Here is a 26968-nt window from a genome sequence, read left to right as displayed (position 1 = left end):
GCCTACGGTGGACCTCGCAAGCCAAGAACATCCCCACACGCGGAAGGGCCGGGACTCTCATGACCGCCACCCACGCCTTCTGGCTCGCCGGCCGTCAGGTCACCGGCGAGGACACCTTCGACGTCACCAGCCCGTGGGACGGGCGCCTCGTCGGCAAGGTCAGCGTGCCCACCGAGGCGCAGGTCGAGGAAGCCGTCGCCGCCGCGTACGCCGTACGGGACGAGTTCGCCGCCACCCCGGCACACGTCCGGGCCGCCGCCCTCGACCACGTCAGCCGGCGCCTCGTCGAGCGCACCGAGGAGATAGCCCAGCTGATCTCCGCCGAGAACGGCAAGCCCATCAAGTGGGCGCGCGGCGAGGTCGGCCGTGCAGTCTCCGTGTTCCGGTTCGCCGCCGAGGAGGCCCGCCGCTTCAACAGCGGCGAGGCCCAGCGCCTCGACACCGACCTGGGCGGCCAGGGCCGGCTCGCGCTCACCCGCCGTTTCCCGAAGGGCGTCGTCCTCGGCATCGCACCCTTCAACTTCCCGCTCAACCTCTGCGCCCACAAGATCGCCCCGGCCATCGCCGCCGGCGCCCCGATCATCCTCAAGCCGGCGCCGGCCACCCCCCTCTCCGGCCTGATCATCGGCGACCTGCTCGCCGAGACGACGGGTCTCCCGGCCGGCTCCTGGTCGATCCTGCCGGTCTCCAACGACCGCATGCCCGCCCTCGTCCAGGACGAGCGGCTCCCGGTCATCTCCTTCACCGGTTCCGAGAAGGTCGGCTACTCGATCATGGACTCGGTGCCCCGCAAGCACTGCACCCTGGAGCTGGGCGGCAACGGCGCGGCCGTCGTCCTCGGCGACTACGCGAGCGACGCCGACCTCGACTGGGCCGCGACCCGCATCGCGACGTTCTCGAACTACCAGGGCGGCCAGTCCTGCATCTCCGTGCAGCGGGTCATCGCCGACGCCTCCGTCTACGACCGTCTGCTCCCGCGTATCGTCGCCGCCGTCGAGGCCCAGGTCACCGGTGACCCCGCCGACGACAAGACCGACGTCGGGCCGCTGGTCAGCGAGGCCGCCGCCGAGCGCGTCGAGGCGTGGGTGAAGGAGGCCGTGGAGGCCGGCGCCACCCTGGTCACCGGCGGCGACCGCGACGGCGCCAGCTACGCGCCGACCGTCCTCACCGACGTCCCGGCCGACACCACCATCTCCTGCGAGGAGATCTTCGGACCCGTCCTCACCGTGCAGAAGGTCAACGGCGAGGCCGAGGCCTTCGCCGCCGCCAACGACTCCAAGTACGGCCTCCAGGCGGGCGTGTTCACCCACGACCTCCAGACCGCCTTCCGCGCCCACCGCGCACTGGAGGTCGGCGGTGTCGTCATCGGCGACGTCCCCTCCTACCGCGCCGACCAGATGCCGTACGGCGGCGCGAAGCAGTCCGGCGTCGGCCGCGAGGGCGTCAAGTTCGCGATGGACGACTACACCTACGAGCGAGTCCTGATCCTCACCGGCCTCGCCCTCTGACCTGCCACGGACAGGCCGGAACAGAACGGCCGCAGCCCGCTGTGCGGGGCTGCGGCCGTCTCCGTGACCGCTGGGGGCGGAAACCGCGCTCAAGGCCTGCCGGCGGTTCACCGCGGTCAGCGCTCCTCGGGGAACCTGTCGCCGTACATCGGCAGTCCACTCGCCGAGTTCGTGCGGGAGACCTCGTCCTCGATGATGTCCCAGTGCTCCTTGAGCAGCCCGTCCTCCATGCGGACGAAGTCGGCGGCGATCCACCGCCCCGGCTGGGCGTGCCCGGAGAACCGTCCGCGGACCATCACCATGTCGCCCTCCGCCATGACGAGGTCGACCTCGTGCCGCAATTCGTCCGGCAGGACCTTGACCAGGTTGAACAGGCCCTCGCGGCCGGGCTCGATATGAGCGCTGTGCTGGATGTAGTCCGGGGACCAGAACCTCTCGGCCGCCTCGTAGTCACGCTTGTTGAACAGCGTGTCGAACGCCTCCCGGACGATCTCCTTGTTCCGCTCTTCCACGGTCTGTCCCATGAGAACTCTCCCTTCGGATGCGATCGGCCCTGCCGCTGCGGGCGCTGACCGCGTTTTCGCGAGGCGGTCTCCTCGCACTCGGGGAGGAGCCGAGATGCCCCGGATGGCTGGGCCTCGGCCTCAGACCTGGGCCATGCCGCCGTCGACGCTCAGTTCCATGCCGGCACAGAAGCTGCTCTCGTCGGATGCCAGGAAGAGAGCGGCCGCGGCGACCTCCTCGGGGCGTCCCATGCGTCCGAGTGGGATGACCGAGGCGAAGGCCGCTCTGATGGCGTCCGCGCCTTCCTTGGAGTCCGCCTGGCTGTCCATGATCGGGGTGTCGATCGGGCCGGGGCTGAGGGTGTTGACCCGGATGCCGCGGTCCTTGAGCTCCTTGGTCCAGCTGCGGGCGTAGGAGCGGACGGCGGCTTTGGTGGCGCTGTAGGTGGTGTACCCGTCGACGCCGATGTAACCGGCGATCGATCCGACGAGGATGATCGAGCCCCCGTCGTTCATCAGCGGCAGCGCTCTTTGGGCGGTGAAGAGGGTGCCGCGGGCGTTGAGGTCGAAGGTGCGGTCGAAGCCCTCTTCCGTGATCTGCCCGAACTCCTGAGGAACGACCAGACCCGAGTTGGCAACGACGACGTCGATCCGCCCCTTCTCCGTTTCGATGGTCCGGAAGAGCCGGCCGAGGTCGGCGGCGACCGTGACATCACCCTGAACCGCCGTGACGTTCCTGCCGATCTCGTCCTTCGCCTTGTCCAGTTCGGGCCGACGCCGTCCGGTGATGAACACATGGGCGCCTTCCTCCACGAACCTCTGCGCGATCGCCAATCCGATGCCGCTGCTGCCGCCGGTGACGAGGGCGACCTTGCCGTCCAGCCTGTTCATGGCTACGACCTTTCATCGATGAGGTCGAACTCGTTGCCTTCGGGGTCGGCGAACGTCGTCCAGCGGGCGGAGCCCTGCGCCATGTCGCGGATCCGGGAGGCGCCGAGCCGGAGCAGCCGTTGTGACTCCGCCTCGAAGGCGCGGCTGAGGAGATCGAGGTGCAGCCGGTTCTTCGCCGACTTCGGCTCGGGAACCCGGTGGAAGCTCAGCCGAGGGGCGGCCCCGTCCGAGTCGAGTGCGGCGAATTCGGGGCTCGCACCCGAGGCGACGTCCCTCCCGAGTACCTCGGCCCAGAAGCGGGCGAGTTTCTCGGCATCGGCGGCGTCGACGCTCAGGCCGTAGACGGTGGTGCTCATGACTGTCGTCCTCTTCGTGCGGGTGTTCGCCGGAGTCTTCCGGTGCGGTGGTCCGGCGAACACAGGTTCAGATGGCCGTGCGGCCGCCGTCGACGGCGATGGTCGCGCCGGTGATGTAGCCGGCCTTCGGCGAGACGAGGAATGCCACGGTCTCGGCGATCTCGGCGGGCTCGGCGGCGCGCTTCATCGCGGTGGTCTCGGCGAGCGCGTCGAACAGGTCGCGGGCCTCGGGCCTGGTGTAGACCGGGCCGGGAGCGACGGTGTTGAAGCGGACGCCCCGGCCGCTGTACTCGGCGGTCCAGCCTCGGGTCAGTGCCGCCAGGGCGGCCTTGGTCGCGCCGTAGGCGGCGCCGGTGGCGAGGCCGAGGCTGCCGGCCATACTGCCGATGTTGACCACGCTGCCCGACCCCTTGGCCGCCATCGCCGGGGCGAACGCGGCCACGAGGAAGAACGGCGCGCGGACGTTGCCGGCGAACATCGCGTCGTAGTCGGAGACCTTCATCTCCTCGGTCGGGGCCCAGACGGCTCGCCCGGCGTTGTTGACCAGGACGTCGATGTCGCCGACCTCCGCGGCGAGCCGGTCGATGCCGGCCGGGTCCTCCAGGTCCGCCTCGACGAACCGGGCGTGGCCGCCGGCCGCGGTGATCTCGTCCACGGTCTCGGCGCCGCGCTGGGCGTTGCGGCCGGTCACGACGACGGACATGCCGTCGGCGGCGAGCCGTTCGGCGATCGCCCGGCCGATGCCGGAAGTGGCCCCGGTCACCAGGGCCGTAACGGGATGCGGGTCGAGCTTGTCTTCGGGCTCCACAGACATGGGATGTACCTTCCGGTGTTGTTATCCAGACCGGTCTGTCTGGCAACGTCTCCAACCTAGGCAGACCGATCTGTCTGTGTCAATGCGCGTCGGGAGCCCATTGAAGACAGACAGACCTGTCTGCTATTTTTGTACGTATGTCTGAGAAGGTGCTCTCACCACAGGAACGCAGTGCGGCGGCGCGGGCGCGACTGCTGGCCGCCGCCGACGAGCTGTTCTACGCCGAAGGTGTCCAGTCCGTCGGGATCGACCGGGTCATTCAGCACGCCGGGGTCGCGAAGGCAACCCTGTACAGCGCCTTCGGCAGCAAGGACGGCTTGGTCCGCGCCTACCTCCAGGCACGGCACACCGCCACCGTCGAGCGCATGACGCGCGAGCTCGAAGCACGGTATGAGACCCCGAAGGAGCGTCTGGTCGGCGCGTTCGAGGTGCAGGGGCTCTCGTTCACCGAGCCGGGGTTCCGCGGCTGCGCGTTCATCGGCGCGAGCGCCGATGCCCCGCCCGGCGGCGTCGTCGAAGACACGGCCAGCGACTATCGCACCTGGCTGCACGAACTCTTCTTCGGCCTCGCCCAGCAGGCAGGCGCCAAGGACGCGAAAGCACTCGCCCAGCAACTGGTCCTGCTCTACGACGGCGCCGGGATCAGCGCCTGGCTGGACCGCGACCCCAGCGCCGAAACAGCCGCCCGCACCGTGGCCGCCGCCCTGGTCGACGCCGCCGTCCCGGACTGAAGCCCGGAAGCGCCCGTACGGCGGACTACGGACGCAACGCCTTCTCGGCGCAGGCGGCCCCAAGTGCTGAGGACGGCCGCGCCTGACGGAGGTATCAGCTCTTGCCAATGGGAACCATTTTCAGATACGGTCGTCCGTGACGCACGATCGTCGTCCCTCGAAGGGGCCCGGCACCGATGCCTTCCGGTGCCGGGCCCCTTCTCCGTGCCGACCGCTCCGGACCCTCAACCGGAGAAGCCGACGTGCGCGAGCCGCAGTGGGCCGCGCAGTCCGAGGTGGACGTCATGCACGCCCTCGGCGACGATGCCGGCGGTGAGCGAGGTGTACGCATAAGGGTCCGGCGTCGGCTCGGCGAGGGTCAGCACCGCCAGCAACGGGCCGCCGTCCAGGGACCAGAAGTGGGCGCGCTGCTCGGCCAGGATCTCCGAGAGATCGTCGGTGCGCAGGAACCGCACCAGGCCCTCGGCGGACACCTCGACGGTCAGGCTCCCGACCGTCAACCGCCCTTCACCGTCAACAATCCTGACGGTCGACTCGGTGGCCGGCGGCTCGTCGAGCAGGGCGCCCGGCAGATCGTCGAGGACCGGACCGCCGAGCCGGGCACGCACCCGGACCGCGTCCGGCCCCCACGGCTCGATCCGCAGCGTCTCCTGACGGCCGCTCCACTCCAGGGCACCGTCCCGCTCACGGAAGGTGCCGACGGTGGGGGACGACTGCGCGAGACTGACCTTGGGCTGCGCTTCGGCGGACTCGGTTTCGGCAGGCTGATTCACGAGGCGTGCTCCTGAATGAGTGCAGACATGGGGGTGCCCCGGCGTGCGGGCACGGGTGGCCCCGTACCGGCGGGGCACTGCGGGGACGCGAGGGTCAGGACCCGGCCGGTGCCGGTCCCGTGCTCGCCCGTACCGTCAACTCGGGCGCGATCAGCACGACTTCGTCACTGCCCCGGTCGTCCAGCTTGGCGACCAGGTGCTCCACGGCGTACCGGCCCATCTGCTGGGCGGGGATGGCGACCGACGTCAGCCGCACCGAGGCGTGGACGGCGACCTGGTCCGGGCAGATCGCGACCACCGACACGTCCTCGGGCACGGCCCGGCCCTGCTGGCGCAGCAGCGCGAGCAGCGGCTCCACCGCGGACTCGTTCTGGACGACGAAGCCCGTGGTGCCCGGGCGCTCGTCGAAGATCCGGGCCAGCGTGACGGCCATCGCGTCGTACCCGCCCTCGCACGGCCGGCGCAGCACCCTCAGGCCCAACTCCCGGGCCCGGGACCGCAGTCCGTCGAGAGTGCGCTCGGCGAAGCCGGTGTGCCGCTCGTATACCGCGGGCGCCTCACCGATGACAGCGATGTCGTGATGGCCGAGTTTCGCGAGGTGCTCCACGCACAGCGCGCCGGTCGCCCCGAAGTCCAGATCGACGCAGGTCAGCCCGGTGGTGGAGGCGGGCAGACCGATGAGCACGGAGGGCTGGTCGGTCTGCCGGAGCAGCGGCAGCCGTTCGTCCTCCAGCTCCACGTCCATCAGGATCATCGCGTCGGCCAGCCCGCTGCCGGTGACCCGGCGCACCGCGTCGGGGCCCTCCTCGCCGGTGAGCAGCAGGACGTCGTAGCCGTGGGTGCGGGCCGCGGTGGCCACCGCGATCGCGATCTCCATCATCACCGGCACATACATGTCCGTACGCAGTGGGATCATCAGCGCGATGATGTTCGACCGGCTGCTGGCCAGGGCACGGGCGCCCGCGTTCGGGTGGTAGCCCAGCTCCCGGATGCTCTGCTCGACCCGCTGCCGGGTGGTGGTGGAGATGGACCGCTTGCCGCTGAGGACATAGCTCACCGTGCTCGCCGAGACTCCGGCGTGCTGGGCGACCTCGGCGAGGGTGACCATCCAGCTCTCCAAGCTTTGTGAAGCGCTTCGACAGTACGCATTGCTGACAAGAGTGAGTGAGGGTGCATCGACAGTAGCTTCAGTGGAGGTGGGTGTCCATAGGCTGTCGAAGCGCTTCGACAGCGAATTGACGGTGCGGCCACGGCAACCTTGCGGAGGGGTGGCGGCACAAACAGGTCGTACGGCCGTCATTCGACACCATCACGCTCGGCAAGTACCACCTCGACAACAACCTCTGGGGCCACGACAGGGCACCGACTCGGACGTCAGGCCGTACGCCAATACCGTCCTCGGCCGGCACTGTGATCGGGGCGGCTGGACACCAAGTCGTACTCGGTCGACATCGGCTGAGACCTTCTCGGGAACGGCCCGGGCGTACACCGAACGGACCGCGAGGACTGGTGGGGGCGGCCCGTTTCGGGTACCAACGATCCAGTAGCACTGATCGGTAGCGAACGGTCCTTAACATCCCCTTTTGTGGCGAGGTGAGCCTCAATGTCCGCCCCCACCACCAAGAAACCCGCCGTCACCGAGCGGGAGGCCCGTCAGGTGGCGGAGGCCGCCCGAGAACAGGACTGGCACAAGCCCAGTTTCGCCAAGGAACTGTTCCTCGGGCGCTTCCGGCTCGACCTCATCCACCCGCATCCGCTCCCGGCGGACGAGGACGTGCGCCGCGGCGAGGAGTTCCTCGCACGGCTGCGCGAGTTCTGCGAGACGAAGATCGACTCGGCCCGCATCGAGCGCGAGGCGCGCATCCCCGACGAGGTCGTCACCGGCCTCAAGGAACTCGGCGCCCTCGGCATGAAGATCGACACCAAGTACGGCGGCCTCGGCCTCACGCAGGTCTACTACAACAAGGCCCTCGCCCTGGTCGGCTCCGCGAACCCGGCGGTCGGCGCGCTGCTCTCCGCCCACCAGTCGATCGGCGTACCGCAGCCGCTGAAGATCTTCGGCACCCAGGAGCAGAAGGACGCCTTCCTGCCGCGCTGCGCCCGCACCGACATCTCGGCGTTCCTGCTCACCGAGCCGGACGTCGGCTCGGACCCGGCCCGCCTGGCCACCACCGCCGTGCCGGACGGGGACGACTACGTCCTCGACGGGGTGAAGCTCTGGACCACCAACGGCGTGGTCGCCGACCTGCTGGTGGTCATGGCGCGGGTGCCCAAGGCCGAGGGGCACAAGGGCGGTATCACGGCCTTCGTCGTCGAGGCCGGCTCCGAGGGCATCACCGTCGAGAACCGCAACGCCTTCATGGGCCTGCGCGGGATCGAGAACGGCGTGACCCGCTTCCACCAGGTCCGTGTCCCCGCCGCCAACCGCATCGGCCCCGAGGGCGCGGGGCTCAAGATCGCCCTCACCACCCTCAACACCGGCCGCCTCTCGCTCCCCGCGATGTGCGTGGGCGCCGGCAAGTGGTGCCTGAAGATCGCCCGCGAGTGGTCGGCCGTCCGTGAGCAGTGGGGCAAGCCGGTCGCGCTGCACGAGGCGGTCGGCTCCAAGATCAGCTTCATCGCGGCGACCACCTTCGCCCTGGAGGCGGTTGTCGACCTGTCCTCCCAGATGGCCGACGAGAACCGTAACGACATCCGTATCGAGGCCGCCCTCGCCAAGCTCTACGGCTCCGAGATGAGCTGTCTGATGGCGGACGAGCTGGTCCAGATCCGCGGCGGCCGGGGCTTCGAGACGGCGGAGTCCCTGGCGGCGCGCGGGGAACGCGCGGTCCCTGCCGAGCAGATCCTGCGCGACCTGCGCATCAACCGCATCTTCGAGGGCTCCACAGAGATCATGCACCTGCTGATCGCCCGCGAGGCCGTGGACGCCCACCTCTCAGTCGCCGGCGACCTCATCGACCCCGACAAGTCCTTCCAGGACAAGGCGAAGGCGGGCGCGAACGCGGGCGTCTTCTACGCCAAGTGGCTGCCGAAGCTGGTCGCGGGTCCGGGCCAACTCCCCACGTCGTACACCGACTTCAAGCACGGAGCGGACCTCTCCCCGCACCTGCGCTACGTCGAGCGGCACGCCCGTAAGCTCGCCCGCTCCACCTTCTACGCCATGTCCCGCTGGCAGGGCCGGATGGAGACCAAGCAGGGCTTCCTGGGACGGGTCGTGGACATCGGCGCCGAACTGTTCGCGATGAGCGCGGCCTGTGTCCGCGCCGAGTTGCTGCGCAGCCAGGGCGACCATGGCCGCGAGGCCTACCAGCTCGCCGACGCGTTCTGCAGGCAGGCCCGCATCCGCGTCGACGAGTTGTTCACCCGCCTGTGGTCGAACACCGACGACCTGGACCGCAAGGTCGTCAAGGGCGTTCTCGGTGGCTCCTACGAGTGGCTGGAGCGGGGGATCGTCGACCCGTCGGGCGAGGGCCCATGGATCGCCGACGCGACCCCCGGACCGTCCGCACGGGAGAACGTCCGCCGCCCGATCGGGTGACCGACGGCGCTACAGGCTGCCCGGTGGCATCAGCCACTGGGCGGGCTGGCCGGTGACCGACGCGATGGTCTCGAAGTCGTTGTCGTAGTGCAGCACGGTGAGGCCCTGTATCTCGGCGGTCGCGGCGACGAGCAGGTCGACCGCGCCCGCCGAGCGGTGGTGCCCCTTGACGGTCAGCTCCTCCTGAACATGCCATGCTCGCGTCAGCGCACGGTCGTCCACGGGTGTCCAGCTGAACAGGGTGTCCAGACGCTGGATCATCTGCTCGCGATCCTCGGCGTTCTTGGCGCTGTAGAGGAACTCGATCTCGGTGACCGGGCAGCGAGCGATGAGGCCCTCCGCCAAGGGCTTCTGCCAGTCGGCGCGTGCGGGCTCCCTGAGGATGCGGACCAGGGCGCTTGTGTCGATGAGGAATCTGGCCGTGGTCATCGACGATAGTTCGCCTTGTCCAGAAGGATGTCGAAGTCGCCCGCGTCGGCCTTTGCGGCCAGCCAGGCCAGCGCGAGAGCGCGCTTCTTGCGCTCGACGCCGTCCCGCAGGGCCGCGTTGACGGTGTCCTTCTTCGTCTTGGTCCCGAACGCTATGGCCGCCTGCGCCAGCAGTTCCTCGTCGATGTCGATCAACGTCTTGGCCATGGCGACACTCCCTGTATATCTAGCCGGGTCTTGCGTATATAGACTACTGCAGCGGCTACGAGGGGGACGCCCTGTCCTCCCGGCCACCCGTTGCGGCAACAATGGGGGAATGACCGACAGTCCTGCCAGTCCGGCCCCCCTCGCCGACCCGCACCTCGTCTACGACCCGCTCGCGGGCGACGGCCCCAAGGACGTGGTGATCCTCGGTTCCACCGGATCCATCGGCACCCAGGCCATCGACCTCGTCCTGCGCAACCCCGACCGCTTCCGGGTCACCGCCCTGTCCGCCAACGGCGGCCGGGTCGCCCTCCTCGCCGAGCAGGCGCACCGGCTGCGGGTACGGACCGTCGCGGTCGCCCGCGAGGACGTCGCACCGGCGCTGCGCGAAGCGCTGACGGATCTGTACGGCACCGGCGAACCCCTCCCCGAGATCCTCGCCGGGCCCGACGCTGCCACCCAGGTCGCCGCGTCCGACTGCCACACCGTTCTGAACGGCATCACCGGCTCCATCGGCCTCGCGCCGACCCTCGCCGCCCTGGAGACGGGCCGCACTCTCGCGCTCGCCAACAAGGAGTCGCTGATCGTCGGCGGCCCGCTGGTCAAGGCGCTGGCCAAGCCCGGCCAGATCATCCCGGTCGACTCCGAGCACGCGGCGCTGTTCCAGGCGCTGGCGAGCGGGACCCGCGCCGACGTCCGCAAGCTGGTGGTCACCGCCTCCGGCGGCCCCTTCCGCGGCCGCACCAAGGCAGAACTGGCGGACGTCACCGTCGAGGACGCCCTCGCCCACCCCACCTGGGCGATGGGACCGGTCATCACGATCAACTCCGCCACCCTGGTCAACAAGGGACTGGAAGTCATCGAGGCACACCTCCTCTACGACATTCCCTTCGATCGCATTGAGGTGGTCGTGCACCCACAGTCGTATGTCCACTCGATGGTCGAGTTCACGGACGGTTCCACGATCGCGCAGGCGACGCCCCCCGACATGCGGGGGCCGATCGCCATCGGTCTAGGCTGGCCCGAACGGGTCCCGGACGCGGCCCCCACCTTCGACTGGAGCAAGGCCTCCACGTGGGAGTTCTACCCGCTGGACAACCAGGCCTTTCCCTCCGTGAACCTCGCCCGGCACGTCGGTGAGCTCGCGGGCACCGCGCCGGCGGTGTTCAATGCGGCCAACGAGGAATGCGTCGAGGCGTTCCGGAGCGGTCTCCTGCCCTTCAACGGGATCATCGAGACAGTCACCCGGGTCGTCGAGGAACACGGCACTCCTCGTACGGGAACTTCGCTGACCGTGCCGGACGTACTCGAAGCGGAGACCTGGGCCCGGTCCCGGGCCCGGGAACTGACAGCACAGAAGGCGACCGCGGAGGCGCGTGCATGACAGCCCTGATGATGATCCTCGGCATAGTCGTCTTCGTGATCGGCCTGCTGGTCTCGATCGCCTGGCACGAACTGGGGCATCTTTCCACCGCCAAGCTCTTCGGCATCCGTGTCCCGCAGTACATGGTCGGCTTCGGCCCGACCATCTGGTCACGGCGGAAGGGCGAGACCGAGTACGGCTTCAAGGCCATCCCGGCCGGCGGCTACATCCGCATGATCGGCATGTTCCCGCCGGGCGCGGACGGCCGTATCACCGCGCGCTCCACCTCCCCCTGGCGCAGCATGATCGAGGACGCCCGCTCGGCCGCCTTCGAAGAGCTCCAGCCCGGAGACGAGACCCGCCTCTTCTACACGCGCGCCCCCTGGAAGCGCGTGATCGTGATGTTCGCGGGCCCCTTCATGAACCTCATCCTCGCGGTGGCGCTGTTCCTCACCGTCCTGATGGGCTTCGGCATCTCCCAGCAGACCACCACCGTCAGCTCGGTCTCCCAGTGCGTGATCGCCCAGAGCCAGAACCGCGACACCTGCAAGAAGACCGACGCCGCCGCCCCGGCCGCCGCCGCGGGCCTGAAGGCCGGCGACAAGATCGTCTCCTTCAACGGGGTGCAGACCACCAGCTGGAACCAGCTCTCCGACCTGATCCGCGCCACCCCGGGCAAGGAGGTCGCGATCGTCGTCGACCGCAAGGGCCAGGACGTCACCCTGCACGCGAAGATCGCCACCAACCAGGTCGCCAGGAAGGACTCCCGCGGCCAGATCGTCCAGGGCCAGTACGTCACCGCCGGCTTCCTGGGCTTCAGCGCCGCCACCGGCGTCGTCCACCAGGACCTCGGCGAGTCGGTGACGTGGATGGGCGACCGTCTCGGCGAGGCCGTCGACTCCATCGCCGGCCTGCCCGCGAAGATCCCGGCCCTGTGGAACGCGGCCTTCGACGGCGCCCCGCGCCAGCCGGACTCGCCGATGGGCGTGGTCGGCGCGGCGAGGGTCGGCGGCGAGATCTTCACCCTCGACATCCCGCCCACGCAGCAACTGGCCATGGCCCTGATGCTGGTGGCCGGCTTCAACCTCTCCCTGTTCCTCTTCAACATGCTTCCGCTGCTGCCGCTGGACGGCGGGCACATCGCGGGCGCCCTGTGGGAGTCGCTGCGCCGGAACCTGGCGAAGGTGCTGCGCCGCCCGGACCCCGGCCCGTTCGACGTGGCGAAGCTGATGCCGGTGGCTTACGTGGTGGCGGGCGTGTTCATCTGCTTCACCCTCCTCGTGCTGATCGCCGACGTGGTTAACCCGGTGAAAATCTCGTAGCCATACGACGTTCGAAGCGGCCCGGAACACTGTGTTCCGGGCCGCTTCCATTGAGTGGGTTTACGGGTGGGGGATGTGCTCGCGCCCGGCCCGGTGCCGTAATCTCGGAGTCTGGAACCGGCTTTCGACGGGACCCGGACCTAGATCCACGACTTGGGGTTGCACAGCAGATGACTGCGATTTCTCTCGGCATGCCGTCCGTTCCGACCAAGCTCGCCGAGCGCCGGAAGAGCCGGCAGATCCAGGTCGGCTCCGTGGCGGTCGGCGGAGACGCCCCGGTCTCGGTCCAGTCGATGACCACGACCCGTACGTCGGATGTCGGCGCCACCCTCCAGCAGATCGCCGAGCTCACCGCCTCCGGCTGCCAGATCGTCCGGGTGGCCTGCCCCACCCAGGACGACGCCGACGCGCTCGCCACGATCGCGAAGAAGTCCCAGATCCCCGTCATCGCGGACATCCACTTCCAGCCGAAGTACGTCTTCGCGGCGATCGAGGCCGGCTGCGCGGCGGTCCGTGTCAACCCGGGCAACATCAAGCAGTTCGACGACAAGGTCAAGGAGATCGCGGCGGCCGCCAAGGACCACGGCACCCCGATCCGCATCGGCGTCAACGCCGGTTCCCTGGACCGCCGGCTGCTGCAGAAGTACGGCAAAGCGACCCCCGAGGCGCTGGTCGAGTCGGCCCTGTGGGAGGCGTCCCTCTTCGAGGAGCACGACTTCCGGGACATCAAGATCTCCGTCAAGCACAACGACCCGGTCGTGATGATCGAGGCGTACAAGCAGCTGGCCGCGCAGTGCGACTACCCGCTGCACCTGGGTGTGACGGAGGCGGGCCCGGCCTTCCAGGGCACGATCAAGTCGGCGGTCGCCTTCGGCGCGCTGCTGTCCCAGGGCATCGGTGACACGATCCGCGTCTCCCTGTCCGCGCCTCCCGTCGAGGAGGTCAAGGTCGGCAACCAGATCCTGGAGTCCCTCAACCTCAAGCAGCGCGGCCTGGAGATCGTCTCCTGCCCGTCCTGCGGCCGCGCCCAGGTCGACGTCTACAAGCTGGCCGAGGAGGTCACGGCGGGCCTGACCGGCATGGAGGTCCCGCTGCGCGTCGCGGTCATGGGCTGTGTCGTGAACGGCCCCGGCGAGGCCCGCGAGGCCGACCTCGGCGTGGCCTCCGGCAACGGCAAGGGCCAGATCTTCGTCAAGGGCGAGGTCATCAAGACGGTCCCCGAGTCGAAGATCGTCGAGACCCTCATCGAGGAGGCCATGAAGCTGGCCGAGCAGATGGAGGCGGACGGCGCGGCTTCGGGGGAGCCCTCGATTTCGGTCGCCGGCTGAGCCCCGCAAGGGGGCGCGGGGCTGTATAGATGTGCGGCTCCCCCGCGTGGGCGCGACCAGCCCCGCACGACCCGCACCCGCGAGCTGACCAGGTTCCTCCGGGCCGGTGGGCGCTTGAAGGCGGGGTCCTGGGGTGAGAGCCCCAGGACCGGGACTGCGGCCAACGGCAGCTGCGAGCCAACGGTCACCCACACGGGGCGGCACCGCCAAGCTTCCGCAGGTACAGTGCGGAGATCAGCAGAACCCCTCAGCGTGAGGTCCCGCACGTGTTGACGCAGACCACCTCTCGGGTGCTCGGACCGAGCGACCTGGAAGCCGCGCTCGCCGTACTCGACCGCGAGCCGGTCACCAACGCCTTCGTGACCTCACGTGTCCAGGTGGCCGGCCTCGACCCCTGGCGCCTCGGCGGCGAGATGTGGGGCTGGTACGAGGACGGCATGCTCACGAGCCTCTGCTACGCCGGCGCCAACCTCGTCCCGATCTGCGCCACCCCGCGCGCGATCCGCGCCTTCGCCGACCGCGCGCGCCGGGCCGGCCGCCGCTGCTCCTCGATCGTCGGCCCCAACGAGGCCACCAGCCAGCTGTGGCGCCTGCTGGAACCGCACTGGGGCCCGGCCCGCGAAGTCCGCGCCCACCAGCCCCTGATGGTCACCGACCGCATGCCCGCCGACATCGCCCCGGACCCGTACGTCCGCCGCATCCGCAAGGACGAGATCGACACGATCATGCCGGCGTGCGTCGCGATGTTCACCGAAGAGGTGGGCGTCTCCCCGCTGGCCGGCGACGGCGGCCTCCTCTACCAGGCGAGGGTCGCCGAACTCGTCGGCTGTGGCCGCTCGTTCGCCCGGCTCGACGACAGCGGCAGGGTGGTCTTCAAGGCGGAGATCGGCGCGGCGACACCGGACGCCTGCCAGATCCAGGGCGTATGGGTCGCCCCCGAGTACCGCGGCATGGGCTTGGCGGCCCCCGGAATGGTGGCGGTGCTGCGCTACGCCCTGGCCGACGTGGCCCCGATGGTCAGCCTCTACGTCAACGACTTCAACACGGCGGCGAGAAGGACGTATCTGAGGGTGGGCTTCAAGGAAGTCGGCGCGTTCATGAGCGTCCTGTTCTGACGGTTCTCCTGCGACAGGCGCCAGCGGCAGCAACCGAAACCTCCCTGTACCCTCCCCACATGGACCTCGTGATCGGCCCCCTGGACCTCTCCTCCCACGTGGACGAGGCCCTGGCGGTCCAAGCGATCGCCTTCGGCCTGGGCCCCGACGAGGTAGCCGTACGCCGCCAGATCGTCGTCCGTCACATGCAGTACCCCGGAGCGAGGGCCCTCGGTGCGACGGCCGACGGCCTGCTCGTCGGCTTCGTCTACGGCATGCCGAACAGCCGCACCCACTGGTGGTCCACCGTCGTGGAACCCTACCTCCGCGCCCAGGGCCACGCCGACTGGCTCGACGACTCCTTCGTGATCACCGAGCTGCATGTGCACCCCCGCTACCAGAACCGTGGCATCGGCCGCCGGCTGATCACGACGATCACCGACAACGCCACCGAGCCCCGCTCCATCCTCTCCGCGATCGACACCGACAGCCCGGCCCGCGGCCTCTACCACTCCCTCGGCTATGTGGACCTGGCCCGCCAGGTCCACTTCCCGAGCGCACTCAAGCCGTACGCGGTGATGGGCGCCCCGCTGCCCCTGCGCCCCGGAGGAAGCGAACGAAGCGGTCGCCGTTAACGGATTTCCACCGGCACAGCAAGCCCGGCTAACCTCCTAGCCATCAACCTTTCCCGGCAGGAGTACGAGAACCATGGCGAACGCACCGGTCCAGCGCATGTCCCAGTTGATGGCGAAGACGCTGCGTGACGACCCGGCGGACGCCGAGGTCCTCAGCCACAAGCTCCTCGTCCGCGCCGGCTACGTCCGCCGTACGGCGGCCGGCATCTGGTCCTGGCTGCCGCTCGGCCTGAAGGTGCTGTCCAACGTCGAGCGGATCGTCCGCGAGGAGATGGACGCGATCGGCGCCCAGGAGGTGCTGCTCCCGGCCCTCCTGCCCCGGGAGCCGTACGAGGCGACCGGCCGCTGGGACGAGTACGGCGCCGAGCTGTTCCGCCTCCAGGACCGCAGGGGCGGCGACTACCTCCTCGGCCCGACCCACGAGGAGATCTTCACCCTCCTGGTGAAGGACCAGGCGTCCTCCTACAAGGACCTGCCGGTCATCCTCTACCAGATCCAGAACAAGTACCGGGACGAGGCCCGTCCGCGCGCCGGCATCCTGCGCGGCCGTGAGTTCCTGATGAAGGACTCCTACTCCTTCGACCTGGACGACGACGGTCTGGCCAAGTCGTACGCCCTGCACCGCCAGGCCTACCAGAGGATCTTCGAGCGCCTCGGCCTCGACTACCGCATCTGCGCCGCCACCGCCGGCGCGATGGGCGGCTCCAAGTCGGAGGAGTTCCTGGCTCCGGCAGAGGCCGGCGAGGACACCTTCGCCGACTGCCCGAACTGCGACTTCGCGGCCAACACGGAGGCGATCACCTACGTGCTGAAGCCGGTGGACGCCACCGGCGTGCCCGCGCTGGAGGAGATCCCGACCCCGGACACCCCGACCATCGAGACCCTCGCCGCCCACCTCGGCGTCCCGGCCTCCGCCACCCTGAAGAACCTCCTGGTGAAGGTCGACGGCGAGATCGTGGCCGTCGGCGTCCCCGGCGACCGCGAGGTCGACATGGACAAGGTCGAGGCGCACTTCGCCCCGGCCGCCGTCGAACTGGTCACCGAGACCGACTTCGCCGCCCGTCCCGACCTGGTCCGCGGCTATGTCGGCCCGCAGGGTCTCGGCGAGAAGGTGAAGTACATCGCCGACCCGCGCGTGGCCCCCGGCACCGCCTGGATCACCGGCGCCAACAAGGACGGCACGCACGCCAAGAACGTGGTGTCCGGCCGTGACTTCGAGGTCGACGAGTTCGTCGACGTCGTCGTCGTGCGTGACGGCGACCCCTGCCCGAAGTGCGGTACCGGCCTCAAGCTGGACCGCGCCATCGAGATCGGCCACATCTTCCAGCTGGGCCGCAAGTACACCGACGCCCTCAAGCTGGACGTCCTCGGCCAGAACGGCAAGCCCGTCCGCGTCACCATGGGTTCCTACGGCATCGGCGTCTCCCGCGCCGTCGCCGCCCTCGCCGAGCAGACCGCCGACGAGCACGGCCTGGTCTGGTCCCGCGAGGTCGCCCCGGCCGACGTCCATGTCGTCGCCGCCGGCAAGGCCCTGCAGACCGAACTCGCCCTGGAGGTCTCCGAGAAGCTGCGGGCCGCCGGGCTGCGCGTCCTGGTCGACGACCGGGCCGGGGTCTCCCCGGGCGTGAAGTTCACGGACGCCGAGCTGATCGGCGTACCGCAGATCCTGGTCGCGGGCCGCCGCTCCGGCGAGGGCGTCCTTGAGCTCAAGGACCGCAAGACGGGCGAGCGCGAGGAGCTGACGGTGGACGAGGCGATCGCCCGCCTGACCGCGAACTGACCCAACTCCCGCCGCGGCGGCCGCCGGTGACCCACCGGTGGCCGCCGCCGCGAAGTCCGGGTGGTGCAGGCCCCCTTGCCCTGGCCAGCCCCGGCCCCCAGGGCACCACCGGTGCCGAAATGTCCCGCTGGGCGGGCCTGATGGAGGGCCGAGGCGCCTGTCACCACCGGACGGCACGGTCCGCGGGGGCTACCCCGTCGTCGACCGCAAGCCCCCACCACCCCGCACAAGGAAACGAGCCCGCAGAGCAGCAGCGGACTGTCCGGTCCTCGCCTTGAGACTGAGGGAAGGCTGAGCGCCCCCGTAGGGGAACCGCCCTACAGCCACCCAGCGAACTCCAGCAGCAACTCGCCGTCCTTCGGCCGCCCCACGCGAAGCGCGCGCACCCCCGACTCCACAGCCCGGAACAACGTCCACCCCCGCAACCGCTCCTGATCCACCTCAAGAGACTCCGCGAGCCGTTTGATCCGCCGCCGGGTGATCGCCGCCCCCGACGGCGAGGCGATCAGATCCTCCACCCGGTCCCGCACCAGCCGCGCCAGATCGAACGCACACTCCCCGACCACCGGATCCGGCCCCACCGCCAGCCACGGCAGCCGCTCCCCGGCCAGCACCTTGCTCTGCCGAAACGTTCCATGCAGCAGCCGTCGCTCCGGCGGGGCGGCCAGCAACTCGTCCCGGGCCACGAGCGCCGCGTCGACCAGCGGTGTCATCTCCGGGTCGGCGGCCCCGCGCATCGCCGTGGCCTGCCGCCCCGTCCGCTCCGCGACCGTCTCGAAGACCGGCCCCTGGGGCGGCTCCACCCAGAGCCGCCGCAGCGTCCCCGCCGCCTCCAGCAGCGCCTTCGCCTCGGGCAGCGACCGCACCGAGACCTCCGGATGCAGCCGCTCCAGCAGCAGCACCCCGCCGGGCGCGTCGGCGTCCAGCAGTTGCACGGCCCCCAGCCCGCCCCAGTGCGCCAGCGCGGCCGCCTCGCTCTCCGGCCGGGCCCGCCGCGGCGCCAGCTTCAGCACCGCAGGTGTCCCGTCCGCCCGCCGCACCAGCAGGACGACGCTGCTGCGCCCGCCCGGCACCTGCACCCGCTCCACGGTCAACTCGCGTAGCGCGACGGCCCGATCCACCACACCCGGCAGCTTTTCCAGCCACTCGTCACCGTCCGGCGCCGCCTCACCGAGCGCCTTCACCAGGCGCCGCGGCGGTTCGAAAGCCATACGCGAGTCGTTCCCTTCCTGCGTCCTGTTCTAGTCGTGCTCTAGGGAGTTGCCGAAGCCGAAGGCGAGGCCGAGCCACCGGCCCGGCCCAGCGGCGCGTCCCGCTCGGCGAGCCCAGGGAAGGCTACGCTCTCCCCGCTCCAGCGCACCGCCCGCACCGCGGCCTCCCGCAGCGCCCCGGCCGCCGACCCGCGCCGCTCGCCGGAGGATGCCCGGACCAGGTCGGAGTACACGGCGGCCACCCGTTCCTCCAGTTCGGCGGCGAGCCGTACGGCCGTCGCCGCATCGGTGACGGCGAACGGCAGCGCGTACGCCGCGCTCGCGGCCAGGGGCACGGCGCCCAGGTCCCGCACCTCGCGGGCCAGCGCGTCCCGGCGGGACCGATGCGCGTCGTACGCGGAGCGGGCCTCGGTCAGCCGCTGCGCGCCGATCCGGCCGCCGACGACGCCGTACCCGTAGACCGCCGCGTGCTCGGCCGCCAGTGCCGCCTGGAGCGCCTTCAGCACCCCGGCTGAGGCCTCGTCGCTCACTTGTCACCCTCCGTCAGCAGGTACGCGTGCCCGGCCCCGGCCGCCGCCACCCCGGCCAGCAGCCGCGCCAGTTCGCCGGGCACGTCCAGCAGTGCTTTGGCCCGCCGGTCGGCCAGGCTGCGCTCGGCGGCGGCCAGTGAGACGAGCGCGGACCTCTCGTCGGCCGGTACCGCAGGGGAGGCCGCCGCGGACGCCGTGGCCGACGGCGAGCCCGTCGTCGTACCGGCCTCGGAGGAGTCCTCGGAAGCACTCTCGGAAGCGCCCTCCGTGAAGGCCGCCGCGTGCGCCGCCACCTGCGCCCGCAGCGGACGCAGCCGCTCCGCGAGCCCGGGGTGGGCGGCGAGGACGGCGTCGTACTGCCGGAGCAGCCCCTGGCTGTCCCGGGCCGCACGCGCGCGTGCCCGCGCGGAGGCCGACGGGCCGCCGCTGCCGGCGGAGTCGGGGCCGGCGGAGCAGCCCGCCAGCAGGGCGGCCGGGGCCGCCGAGACGATCAGGCTCCTTCTGCGTACTCCCCAGGGGGTACGCGACGGCGGGGGGAACGGCACGGCAGACGTCCTCGGGGAGCTGGATACGAAGAAATGCGAAAGGAATTGGGCACGGGTCGGACCCGTCCGTGATCACCGTACCCGCGCACTTGTCCGGAGCCACTCATCGGCACCGTGCGTACCCGGGTGGACGGCAACACACCCCGCGACCGGATACCCTTTGACCAGACACGCGACCCATCCCACAACAGCACACGCGGCCGAGGAGTCACCCGGATGAGCACGACCCAGAGCGAGAGGCTGCGAGAGCTCCTGGAACCGCTCGTCACCTCTCAGGGCCTGGATCTCGAAGAGATCGTTGTGGACTCCGTCGGACGCAAGCGGGTGCTGCGCGTGGTCGTCGACTCCGACACCGGGGCCGACCTGGACCAGATCGCCGATGTGAGCCGTGAGCTCTCGGCGAAGCTCGACGAGAGCGACGCGATGGGCGAGGGCGAGTACACCCTCGAGGTCGGCACCCCGGGCGCTGAGCGCCCCCTCACCGAGCACCGGCACTACGTGCGTGCCGTGGACCGCCTGGTGAAGTTCCAACTGGCCGAGGGCGGGGAACTGGTCGCCAGAATCCTGGGCGTCGACGACGAGGGCGTCGACCTCGAAGTACCCGGTGTGAAGGGCCGCAAGGCCACCAGCCGCAGACTCGGCTTCGCCGAGATCGACAGGGCGCGCGTGCAGGTCGAGTTCAACCGCAAGGACAAGAAGGACATGAAGGAAGAGGAGGAGGCGTAGCCGTGGACATCGACATGAGCGCCCTGCGGGGCTTGGTTCGGGAGAAGGAGATCTCCTTCGACCTGCTGGTCGAGGCGATCGAGTCGGCCCTCCTCATCGCCTACCACCGCACCGAGGGAAGCCGCCGTCACGCGCGCGTGGAGCTCAACCGGGAGACCGGGCATGTGACCGTGTGGGCGAAGGAGGACCCCGAGGACCTGGAGGAGGGGCAGGAGCCGCGCGAGTTCGACGACACCCCCTCGGGCTTCGGGCGGATCGCCGCCACCACCGCCAAGCAGGTGATCCTGCAGCGGCTGCGCGACGCCGAGGACGACGCCACGCTCGGCGAGTACGCCGGCCGCGAGGGCGACATCGTCACCGGTGTGGTCCAGCAGGGCCGCGACCCGAAGAACGTGCTCGTCGACATCGGCAAGCTGGAGGCCATCCTGCCGGTGCAGGAGCAGGTCCCCGGCGAGACCTACCAGCACGGGATGCGGCTGCGCTCGTACGTCGTCCGGGTGGCGAAGGGCGTCCGCGGCCCCTCCGTCACGCTCTCGCGCACACACCCGAACCTCGTGAAGAAACTCTTCGCGCTGGAGGTGCCGGAGATCGCCGACGGGTCCGTCGAGATCGCCGCCATCGCCCGTGAGGCCGGTCACCGGACGAAGATCGCGGTCCGCTCCACCCGTTCGGGCCTGAACGCCAAGGGCGCCTGCATCGGCCCCATGGGAGGCCGCGTCCGCAACGTCATGGGCGAGCTGAACGGCGAGAAGATCGACATCGTCGACTGGTCGGACGACCCGGCCGAGATGGTGGCGAACGCCCTGTCGCCGGCCCGGGTCTCCAAGGTGGAGGTCGTGGACATGGCGGCCCGGTCAGCCCGGGTGACCGTGCCCGACTACCAGCTGTCACTGGCGATCGGCAAAGAGGGACAGAACGCCCGTCTCGCCGCCCGTCTCACCGGCTGGCGGATCGACATCCGGCCGGACATCGAACAAGTGGCCGAATAGATCACTCTCGCCCTCGTCGGGGGTTCGCCCGGGCGAGGGGAATAGTTCCAAGCCGCAGGTGGCTTGGATTACGACAACAGCCGTTCGATCTTTGCCCCGAAGGGGTGAGGTCGGTACGGGGAGGTAGACTTAGCAGTGTCTGGCCGGACGCGCGCCCGCGCATGCCCTGAGCGCACCTGTGTGGGGTGCAGGCAGCGAGCGGCCAAGACCGAACTGCTGCGGATCGTGGCGGTCGAGGATGAATGTGTCCCCGATCCTCGCGGTACGCTGCCGGGCCGGGGTGCGTATGTACACCCCGCCCAGGTCTGTCTGGACCAGGCGGTACGCCGCCGGGCACTCCCACGGGCGCTCCGCGTCCCGGGTCCGCTGGACGTAAAGGCGTTGCGCCACTACGTCGAGCAGTAACACCGTAAGAAGCGTCGCACGGAACGTCCGTGCGGCCCTGGTACCCCGCGAGTTGGAAGTAGGTCGAGATTGCGATGAGCACTCGATGAGCACGCGATGAGTACGCCCATGAAGTAGCGACGGTCCGGACGCACCCGGACCTAAAAGGAGCGAAGTGGCTAAGGTCCGGGTATACGAACTCGCCAAGGAGTTCGGGGTTGAGAGCAAGGTCGTCATGGCCAAGCTCCAGGAACTCGGTGAATTCGTCCGTTCGGCGTCCTCGACGATCGAGGCGCCCGTTGTACGCAAGCTGACTGACGCCTTCCAGGGCGGTGGCAACGGCAAGTCCGCCGGCAAGCCCGCCCCGCGCAAGGCTGCCCCCAGGCCCGCCGCGCCCTCTCCGGCGCAGGCGGCACGTCCGGGTGCCCCGAAGCCGGGCGCCCCGCGTCCGGCCGCCCCGCAGCCGTCGGCCCCGGCACCTGCCGCGGCCTCGGCAGAGCCCACGGCTCCGGCTCCGGTCACCCCCGCGCCGGTCACCCCCGCGCCGGCCGCCTCCGGCCCGCGCCCGGGTCCCAAGCCCGCACCGCGTCCGGCTCCGGCAGCGCCCGAGTTCACGGCTCCGCCGGCGCCTCCGGCCGCCCCGCAGCAGCCGAGCCCGGCCGCCGCACAGGGCCCGCGTCCCGGTGGCGCTCCTCGTCCGGGTCAGGGTGCTCAGCGCCCCGGCGGTCGTCCCGCCCCCGGTCAGGGCCAGGGCCGCCCGGGTCAGGGCGGCCAGCGTCCCGAGCGTGCCCCCCGTCCGGGCGGTGCCCGTCCGGCCGGTCCGCGTCCGGGCAACAACCCCTTCACCTCCGGTGGCTCCACCGGCATGGCCCGCCCGCAGGCCCCACGCCCGCAGGGCGGCGCGCGTCCCGGCCCCGGCGGTCCCGGCGGTGCCCCCCGTCCGCAGGCGCCCGGCGCCCAGGGCGGCGGTCCGCGTCCCCAGGCTTCCGGCGGTTCCCGTCCGAGCCCGTCCGGCATGCCCCGCCCGCAGGGCGGTCCGCGTCCCGGCGGCGGTTCCGCGGGTCCGCGTCCGAACCCCGGCATGATGCCGCAGCGTCCCGCTGCCGGCCCGCGTCCCGGCCCCGGTGGGGGCGGCGGCGGTCGCGGTCCCGGCGGTGCGGGTCGTCCCGGCGGCGGCGCCGGTCGTCCCGGAGGCGGCGGCTTCGCCGGTCGTCCCGGTGGCGGCGGCGGTGGCGCCCGTCCCGGCGGTGGCGGCGGCGGCTTCGCCGGTCGTCCGGCCGGTCCCGGCGGCGGTGGCGGCGGCTTCGGCGGCGGTCCCGGCGGTGGCGGCGGCGGTCGTCCCGGCTTCGGCGGTCGTCCGGGCGGTCCCGGCGGCCGTGGTGGCACGCAGGGCGCCTTCGGCCGTCCCGGCGGTCCGGCGCGCCGTGGTCGCAAGTCGAAGCGGCAGCGTCGCCAGGAGTACGAGGCCATGCAGGCCCCGAGCGTCGGCGGCGTGATGCTGCCGCGCGGCAACGGCGAGACCATCCGTCTCTCCCGCGGCGCGTCGCTCACCGACTTCGCGGAGAAGATCAACGCCAACCCGGCGTCCCTCGTCGCGGTCATGATGAACCTCGGCGAGATGGTCACGGCCACGCAGTCCGTCTCCGACGCGACCCTCGAGGTCCTCGCCGGCGAGATGAACTACACGGTCCAGATCGTCAGCCCCGAGGAGGAGGACCGCGAGCTGCTCGAGTCCTTCGACATCGAGTTCGGTGAGGACGAGGGCGACGAGGAGGACCTGGTGGTCCGTCCGCCGGTCGTCACCGTCATGGGTCACGTCGACCACGGCAAGACCCGACTGCTCGACGCCATCCGCAAGACGAACGTCATCGCGGGCGAGGCCGGCGGCATCACCCAGCACATCGGTGCCTACCAGGTCGCGACCGAGGTCAACGACGAAGAGCGCAAGATCACCTTCATCGACACCCCGGGTCACGAGGCGTTCACCGCCATGCGTGCCCGTGGTGCGAAGTCGACCGACATCGCGATCCTGGTCGTCGCGGCCAACGACGGCGTCATGCCGCAGACGGTCGAGGCGCTCAACCACGCCAAGGCGGCCGACGTCCCGATCGTCGTCGCGGTCAACAAGATCGACGTCGAGGGCGCCGACCCGACCAAGGTGCGCGGTCAGCTGACCGAGTACGGCCTGGTGGCCGAGGAGTACGGCGGCGACACCATGTTCGTCGACATCTCCGCCAAGCAGGGTCTGCACATCGACGCGCTGCTCGAAGCGGTCGTCCTGACCGCCGATGCCTCGCTCGACCTGCGGGCCAACCCGAACCAGGACGCGCAGGGCATCTCGATCGAGTCCCGCCTCGACCGCGGCCGCGGTGCCGTGGCGACGGTCCTCGTCCAGCGAGGCACCCTGCGAGTCGGCGACACGATGGTCGTGGGCGACGCCTACGGTCGCGTCCGCGCCATGCTCGACGACAACGGCAACAACGTCGCCGAGGCCGGACCCGCGACGCCGGTCCAGGTCCTGGGCCTGACCAACGTCCCGGGTGCGGGCGACAACTTCCTGGTGGTCGACGAGGACCGTACGGCCCGTCAGATCGCCGAGAAGCGTGCCGCCCGTGAGCGCAACGCCGCGTTCGCCAAGCGCACGCGCCGCGTCTCCCTCGAGGACCTGGACAAGGTGCTCAAGGCCGGCGAGGTCCAGCAGCTCAACCTCATCATCAAGGGTGACGCTTCTGGTTCCGTCGAGGCTCTCGAGTCCTCCCTGCTCCAGCTGGACGTCGGCGAAGAGGTCGACATCCGGGTCCTGCACCGCGGCGTCGGTGCGGTCACGGAGTCGGACATCGACCTGGCGATGGGCTCGGACGCCATCGTGATCGGCTTCAACGTCCGCGCGGCCGGCCGCGCGGCGCAGATGGCCGAGCGCGAGGGCGTGGACGTCCGCTACTACTCGGTCATCTACCAGGCGATCGAGGAGATCGAGGCGGCCCTCAAGGGCATGCTCAAGCCGGAGTACGAAGAGGTCGAGCTCGGTACGGCGGAGATCCGCGAGGTCTTCAAGTCGTCCAAGCTGGGCAACATCGCGGGTGTTCTCATCCGCTCCGGCGAGGTCAAGCGCAACACCAAGGCGCGCCTGGTCCGCGACGGCAAGGTCATCGCGGAGAACCTCAACATCGATGGTCTGCGTCGCTTCAAGGACGACGTCACCGAGATCCGCGAAGGCTTCGAGGGCGGTATCAACCTCGGAAACTTCAACGACATCAAGATCGACGACGTCATCGCGACGTACGAGATGCGCGAGAAGCCGCGGGTGTAAGACCGACGGTTGGTGCTGGCCGACGGGAGTTCCGCTTCCGTCGGCCAGCGCTTTTGCCGCCCGCCCGGCCACCCGGCTCGGTGGGCTGAGAAGTACTGGCTCGGCCGACAACCGACCCGGGGTCCCGGGCGGGGCCCCGCGGCGTGCGGCGCAGCCCAGGGCGGGGTAAAACCCCGTCGAGCACTCCGCCGGGACGGGGTACCGTCTTCGCAGGAGCCATCGATCCCGTACCGGCGGGTGAACCGGTTACACACATGTATGTGGGGACTCTGTCCTTCGACCTCCTCCTCGGCGACATCCATTCGCTGAAGGAGAAGCGCTCCGTCGTCCGCCCGATCGTCGCCGAACTCCAGCGGAAGTACGCCGTGAGCGCGGCCGAGGTGGACCACCTGGACCTCCATCGCCGGGCCGGTATCGGCCTTGCCATGGTCTCCGGCGACGCCGCGCACCTGACCGACGTACTCGACCGGTGCGAACGGCTGGTCGCCGCCCGCCCCGAGGTGGAGCTGCTGTCCGTCCGACGGCGCTTCCACGGCGACGACGACTAGACCTGAGAACGACAAGAAGAAAGAACGGGAGACGGACCAGTGGCCGACAACGCGCGGGCTAAGAGGCTGGCGGACCTCATCCGAGAGGTGGTGGCCCAGAAGCTGCAGCGCGGGATCAAGGACCCGCGGCTCGGTACCCACGTCACCATCACGGACACCCGGGTCACGGGTGACCTCAGGGAGGCGACCGTCTTCTACACGGTGTACGGCGACGACGAGGAGCGGGCCGCGGCCGCCGCGGGCCTGGAGAGCGCCAAGGGCGTGCTCCGCTCGGCGGTCGGCGCTGCGGCGGGCGTGAAGTTCACGCCGACCCTGACCTTCGTCGCGGACGCCCTCCCGGACACCGCCAAGACCATCGAGGACCTCCTCGACAAGGCACGGCAGTCCGACGCGAAGGTCCGCGAGGTCTCCGCGGGCGCCGCCTTCGCCGGTGAACCGGACCCGTACAGGAAGCCGGGTTCCGAGGACGAGGCCGACGAGACGGACGACGCCACCGAATGACCAGCAAGCCCACCCCGCCCGACGGCCTTGTCATCGTCGACAAGCCGTCGGGCTTCACCTCGCACGACGTCGTCGCCAAGATGCGGGGCATCGCCCGCACCCGGCGCGTCGGGCACGCCGGCACCCTCGACCCCATGGCCACGGGCGTCCTCGTCCTCGGCGTGGAGAGGGCGACCAAGCTCCTCGGGCACCTCGCCCTCACCGAGAAGGAGTACCTGGGGACCGTCCGCCTCGGGCAGAACACGCTCACGGACGACGCCGAGGGCGAGATCACCTCGTCCACCGACGCCTCCAAGGTCACCCGCGAGGCCGTCGACACCGGCATCGCCAAGCTGACCGGCCGCATCATGCAGGTGCCGTCCAAGGTCAGCGCCATCAAGATCGACGGCGTACGGTCGTACAAGCGTGCCCGGGAGGGCGAGGACTTCGAGATCCCGGCCAGGCCGGTGACCGTCTCGTCGTTCACGGTGTACGACGTCCGGGACGCCGTCGCCGAGGACGGCACCCCCGTGCTCGACCTGGTCGTCTCGGTCGTCTGCTCCTCCGGCACCTACATCCGCGCCCTCGCCCGCGACCTGGGCGCCGACCTGGGCGTCGGCGGCCACCTCACCGCACTGCGCCGGACGCGCGTCGGACCGTACAAGCTGGACTCCGCGCGCACCCTCGACCAGCTCCAGCAGGAGCTGACCGTGATGCCGATCGCCGAGGCCGCCGGAGCCGCGTTCCCGCGCTGGGACGTCGACGCCAGGCGGGCGGGCCTGCTCACGAACGGGGTGCGGATCGACATGCCCGAGCAGTACGCCGGCGTCGGTCCTGTCGCCGTGTTCGACCCCGAGGGCCGCTTCCTCGTCCTGGTCGAGGAGCAGAAGGGCAAGGCCAAGAGCCTCGCCGTGTTCGGCTGAACCACCCGGTGTGCCCGTGGAGCGGCGACCACGGGGTCTGACGCCGCCACCGCT

General features: G+C 70.5%; 26 protein-coding genes and 1 pseudogene. 16 read left to right on the top strand and 11 right to left on the bottom strand.

Features of this window, described 5'->3' with window-relative positions; translation table 11 throughout:
• The first annotated feature begins 59 nt into the window (after window positions 1-59).
• Window positions 60-1508 carry an aldehyde dehydrogenase family protein gene (locus ABZ396_RS38835; protein WP_358926337.1) on the top strand — a complete coding sequence of 483 codons (1449 nt, stop codon included), beginning with the start codon at window positions 60-62 and terminating at the stop codon, window positions 1506-1508.
• 116 nt (window positions 1509-1624) lie between these two features.
• Here ABZ396_RS38835 and ABZ396_RS38830 read toward each other — a convergent pair whose 3' ends face one another.
• The 4 genes from ABZ396_RS38830 to ABZ396_RS38815 form a co-directional block, all read right to left on the bottom strand.
• On the bottom strand, window positions 1625-2032 hold the full coding sequence (locus tag ABZ396_RS38830) for a nuclear transport factor 2 family protein (protein ID WP_358926339.1): 408 nt from the start codon (window positions 2030-2032) through the stop codon (window positions 1625-1627).
• A 120-nt stretch (window positions 2033-2152) separates the two neighbouring features.
• Window positions 2153-2902 carry a glucose 1-dehydrogenase gene (locus ABZ396_RS38825; protein WP_358926341.1) on the bottom strand — a complete coding sequence of 250 codons (750 nt, stop codon included), beginning with the start codon at window positions 2900-2902 and terminating at the stop codon, window positions 2153-2155.
• Window positions 2903-2904: 2 nt separating this feature from the next.
• Complete coding sequence (locus ABZ396_RS38820) at window positions 2905-3258, bottom strand: VOC family protein (protein ID WP_358926343.1); 354 nt, start codon at window positions 3256-3258, stop codon at window positions 2905-2907.
• A 67-nt stretch (window positions 3259-3325) separates the two neighbouring features.
• The gene (locus ABZ396_RS38815) at window positions 3326-4072 is read right to left on the bottom strand and encodes an SDR family oxidoreductase (protein WP_358926345.1); all 747 of its coding nucleotides are present in this window, start codon (window positions 4070-4072) and stop codon (window positions 3326-3328) included.
• Window positions 4073-4209: 137 nt separating this feature from the next.
• Between ABZ396_RS38815 and ABZ396_RS38810 the strand changes: the two genes are divergently transcribed.
• Complete coding sequence (locus ABZ396_RS38810) at window positions 4210-4803, top strand: TetR/AcrR family transcriptional regulator (RefSeq protein ID WP_358926347.1); 594 nt, start codon at window positions 4210-4212, stop codon at window positions 4801-4803.
• 392 nt (window positions 4804-5195) lie between these two features.
• Here ABZ396_RS38810 and ABZ396_RS38805 read toward each other — a convergent pair.
• Together ABZ396_RS38805 and ABZ396_RS38800 are read right to left on the bottom strand one after the other, a co-directional pair.
• Window positions 5196-5576: pseudogene (locus ABZ396_RS38805) on the bottom strand (family 31 glucosidase); the annotation flags it as partial.
• Window positions 5577-5670: 94 nt separating this feature from the next.
• Window positions 5671-6684: a LacI family DNA-binding transcriptional regulator gene (locus ABZ396_RS38800; RefSeq protein ID WP_358926349.1), complete on the bottom strand. Its 1014-nt coding sequence runs from the start codon at window positions 6682-6684 to the stop codon at window positions 5671-5673.
• A 495-nt stretch (window positions 6685-7179) separates the two neighbouring features.
• Here ABZ396_RS38800 and ABZ396_RS38795 point away from each other — a divergent pair, with 495 nt between their 5' ends.
• Window positions 7180-9114 carry an acyl-CoA dehydrogenase family protein gene (locus ABZ396_RS38795; RefSeq protein ID WP_358926351.1) on the top strand — a complete coding sequence of 645 codons (1935 nt, stop codon included), beginning with the start codon at window positions 7180-7182 and terminating at the stop codon, window positions 9112-9114.
• A gap of 9 nt (window positions 9115-9123) precedes the next feature.
• Here ABZ396_RS38795 and ABZ396_RS38790 read toward each other — a convergent pair whose 3' ends face one another.
• Together ABZ396_RS38790 and ABZ396_RS38785 are read right to left on the bottom strand one after the other, a co-directional pair.
• A complete protein-coding gene (locus ABZ396_RS38790; RefSeq protein ID WP_358926353.1) occupies window positions 9124-9543 on the bottom strand; it encodes a PIN domain nuclease in 420 nt (139 codons plus the stop codon).
• On the bottom strand, window positions 9540-9749 hold the full coding sequence (locus tag ABZ396_RS38785) for a type II toxin-antitoxin system VapB family antitoxin (protein WP_358926355.1): 210 nt from the start codon (window positions 9747-9749) through the stop codon (window positions 9540-9542). Before ABZ396_RS38785 ends, ABZ396_RS38790 begins: the two co-directional genes overlap by 4 nt.
• Window positions 9750-9858: 109 nt before the next feature.
• Here ABZ396_RS38785 and dxr point away from each other — a divergent pair, with 109 nt between their 5' ends.
• The 6 genes from dxr to ABZ396_RS38755 all read left to right on the top strand — a co-directional run bounded on the left by dxr (window position 9859) and on the right by ABZ396_RS38755 (window position 17268).
• Entirely contained in the window at window positions 9859-11130 is a 1272-nt protein-coding gene (gene dxr / locus ABZ396_RS38780; RefSeq protein ID WP_358926357.1) for a 1-deoxy-D-xylulose-5-phosphate reductoisomerase, read from the top strand.
• Window positions 11131-11138: 8 nt separating this feature from the next.
• On the top strand, window positions 11139-12431 hold the full coding sequence (locus ABZ396_RS38775; RefSeq protein WP_358926380.1) for a site-2 protease family protein: 1293 nt from the start codon (window positions 11139-11141) through the stop codon (window positions 12429-12431).
• A 170-nt stretch (window positions 12432-12601) separates the two neighbouring features.
• Window positions 12602-13759 carry a flavodoxin-dependent (E)-4-hydroxy-3-methylbut-2-enyl-diphosphate synthase gene (gene ispG / locus ABZ396_RS38770; RefSeq protein ID WP_358926359.1) on the top strand — a complete coding sequence of 386 codons (1158 nt, stop codon included), beginning with the start codon at window positions 12602-12604 and terminating at the stop codon, window positions 13757-13759.
• A 266-nt stretch (window positions 13760-14025) separates the two neighbouring features.
• Window positions 14026-14874 (top strand): GNAT family N-acetyltransferase, encoded by an 849-nt coding sequence (locus ABZ396_RS38765; RefSeq protein WP_358926361.1) that lies wholly within the window; start codon window positions 14026-14028, stop codon window positions 14872-14874.
• 59 nt (window positions 14875-14933) lie between these two features.
• Window positions 14934-15488 carry a GNAT family N-acetyltransferase gene (locus ABZ396_RS38760; RefSeq protein ID WP_358926363.1) on the top strand — a complete coding sequence of 185 codons (555 nt, stop codon included), beginning with the start codon at window positions 14934-14936 and terminating at the stop codon, window positions 15486-15488.
• A 73-nt stretch (window positions 15489-15561) separates the two neighbouring features.
• The gene (locus ABZ396_RS38755; protein WP_358926365.1) at window positions 15562-17268 is read left to right on the top strand and encodes a proline--tRNA ligase; all 1707 of its coding nucleotides are present in this window, start codon (window positions 15562-15564) and stop codon (window positions 17266-17268) included.
• 317 nt (window positions 17269-17585) lie between these two features.
• On the opposite strand, the gene ABZ396_RS38750 is transcribed toward ABZ396_RS38755, so the two are convergent.
• The 3 genes from ABZ396_RS38750 to ABZ396_RS38740 are packed head-to-tail and all read right to left on the bottom strand — an operon-like array spanning window position 17586 to window position 19554.
• Complete coding sequence (locus ABZ396_RS38750) at window positions 17586-18479, bottom strand: aminoglycoside phosphotransferase family protein (RefSeq protein WP_358926367.1); 894 nt, start codon at window positions 18477-18479, stop codon at window positions 17586-17588.
• Between the two features lie 41 nt (window positions 18480-18520).
• Window positions 18521-19009, bottom strand: coding sequence for a ferritin-like domain-containing protein (locus ABZ396_RS38745; RefSeq protein ID WP_358926368.1), 489 nt, complete (start codon window positions 19007-19009; stop codon window positions 18521-18523).
• Complete coding sequence (locus tag ABZ396_RS38740) at window positions 19006-19554, bottom strand: hypothetical protein (protein ID WP_358926370.1); 549 nt, start codon at window positions 19552-19554, stop codon at window positions 19006-19008. Before ABZ396_RS38740 ends, ABZ396_RS38745 begins: the two co-directional genes overlap by 4 nt.
• A gap of 216 nt (window positions 19555-19770) precedes the next feature.
• On the opposite strand from ABZ396_RS38740, the gene rimP reads away from it, so the two are divergent.
• From rimP to truB, 7 genes are all read left to right on the top strand, one after another.
• Window positions 19771-20280: a ribosome maturation factor RimP gene (rimP, locus tag ABZ396_RS38735; RefSeq protein ID WP_358926372.1), complete on the top strand. Its 510-nt coding sequence runs from the start codon at window positions 19771-19773 to the stop codon at window positions 20278-20280.
• A 2-nt stretch (window positions 20281-20282) separates the two neighbouring features.
• Window positions 20283-21269, top strand: coding sequence for a transcription termination factor NusA (nusA, locus tag ABZ396_RS38730; protein WP_358926374.1), 987 nt, complete (start codon window positions 20283-20285; stop codon window positions 21267-21269).
• A 135-nt stretch (window positions 21270-21404) separates the two neighbouring features.
• A complete protein-coding gene (locus ABZ396_RS38725; protein ID WP_358926376.1) occupies window positions 21405-21674 on the top strand; it encodes a YlxR family protein in 270 nt (89 codons plus the stop codon).
• A 154-nt stretch (window positions 21675-21828) separates the two neighbouring features.
• Window positions 21829-24963, top strand: coding sequence for a translation initiation factor IF-2 (gene infB, locus ABZ396_RS38720; protein WP_359186932.1), 3135 nt, complete (start codon window positions 21829-21831; stop codon window positions 24961-24963).
• 254 nt (window positions 24964-25217) lie between these two features.
• Entirely contained in the window at window positions 25218-25511 is a 294-nt protein-coding gene (locus ABZ396_RS38715; protein WP_358926522.1) for a DUF503 domain-containing protein, read from the top strand.
• 39 nt (window positions 25512-25550) lie between these two features.
• Window positions 25551-26012, top strand: a complete 462-nt coding sequence (rbfA, locus tag ABZ396_RS38710; protein ID WP_358926523.1) for a 30S ribosome-binding factor RbfA — start codon at window positions 25551-25553, stop codon at window positions 26010-26012.
• Window positions 26009-26914 carry a tRNA pseudouridine(55) synthase TruB gene (gene truB, locus ABZ396_RS38705; protein WP_358926524.1) on the top strand — a complete coding sequence of 302 codons (906 nt, stop codon included), beginning with the start codon at window positions 26009-26011 and terminating at the stop codon, window positions 26912-26914. Before rbfA ends, truB begins: the two co-directional genes overlap by 4 nt.
• Window positions 26915-26968: the final 54 nt, after the last annotated feature.

The organism is Streptomyces sp. NPDC005866 (assembly GCF_040629895.1).
GTDB lineage: Bacteria > Actinomycetota > Actinomycetes > Streptomycetales > Streptomycetaceae > Streptomyces.
Note: the sequence above shows the minus strand (reverse complement) of the source record. Positions and strands in the feature narration are given on the sequence as shown.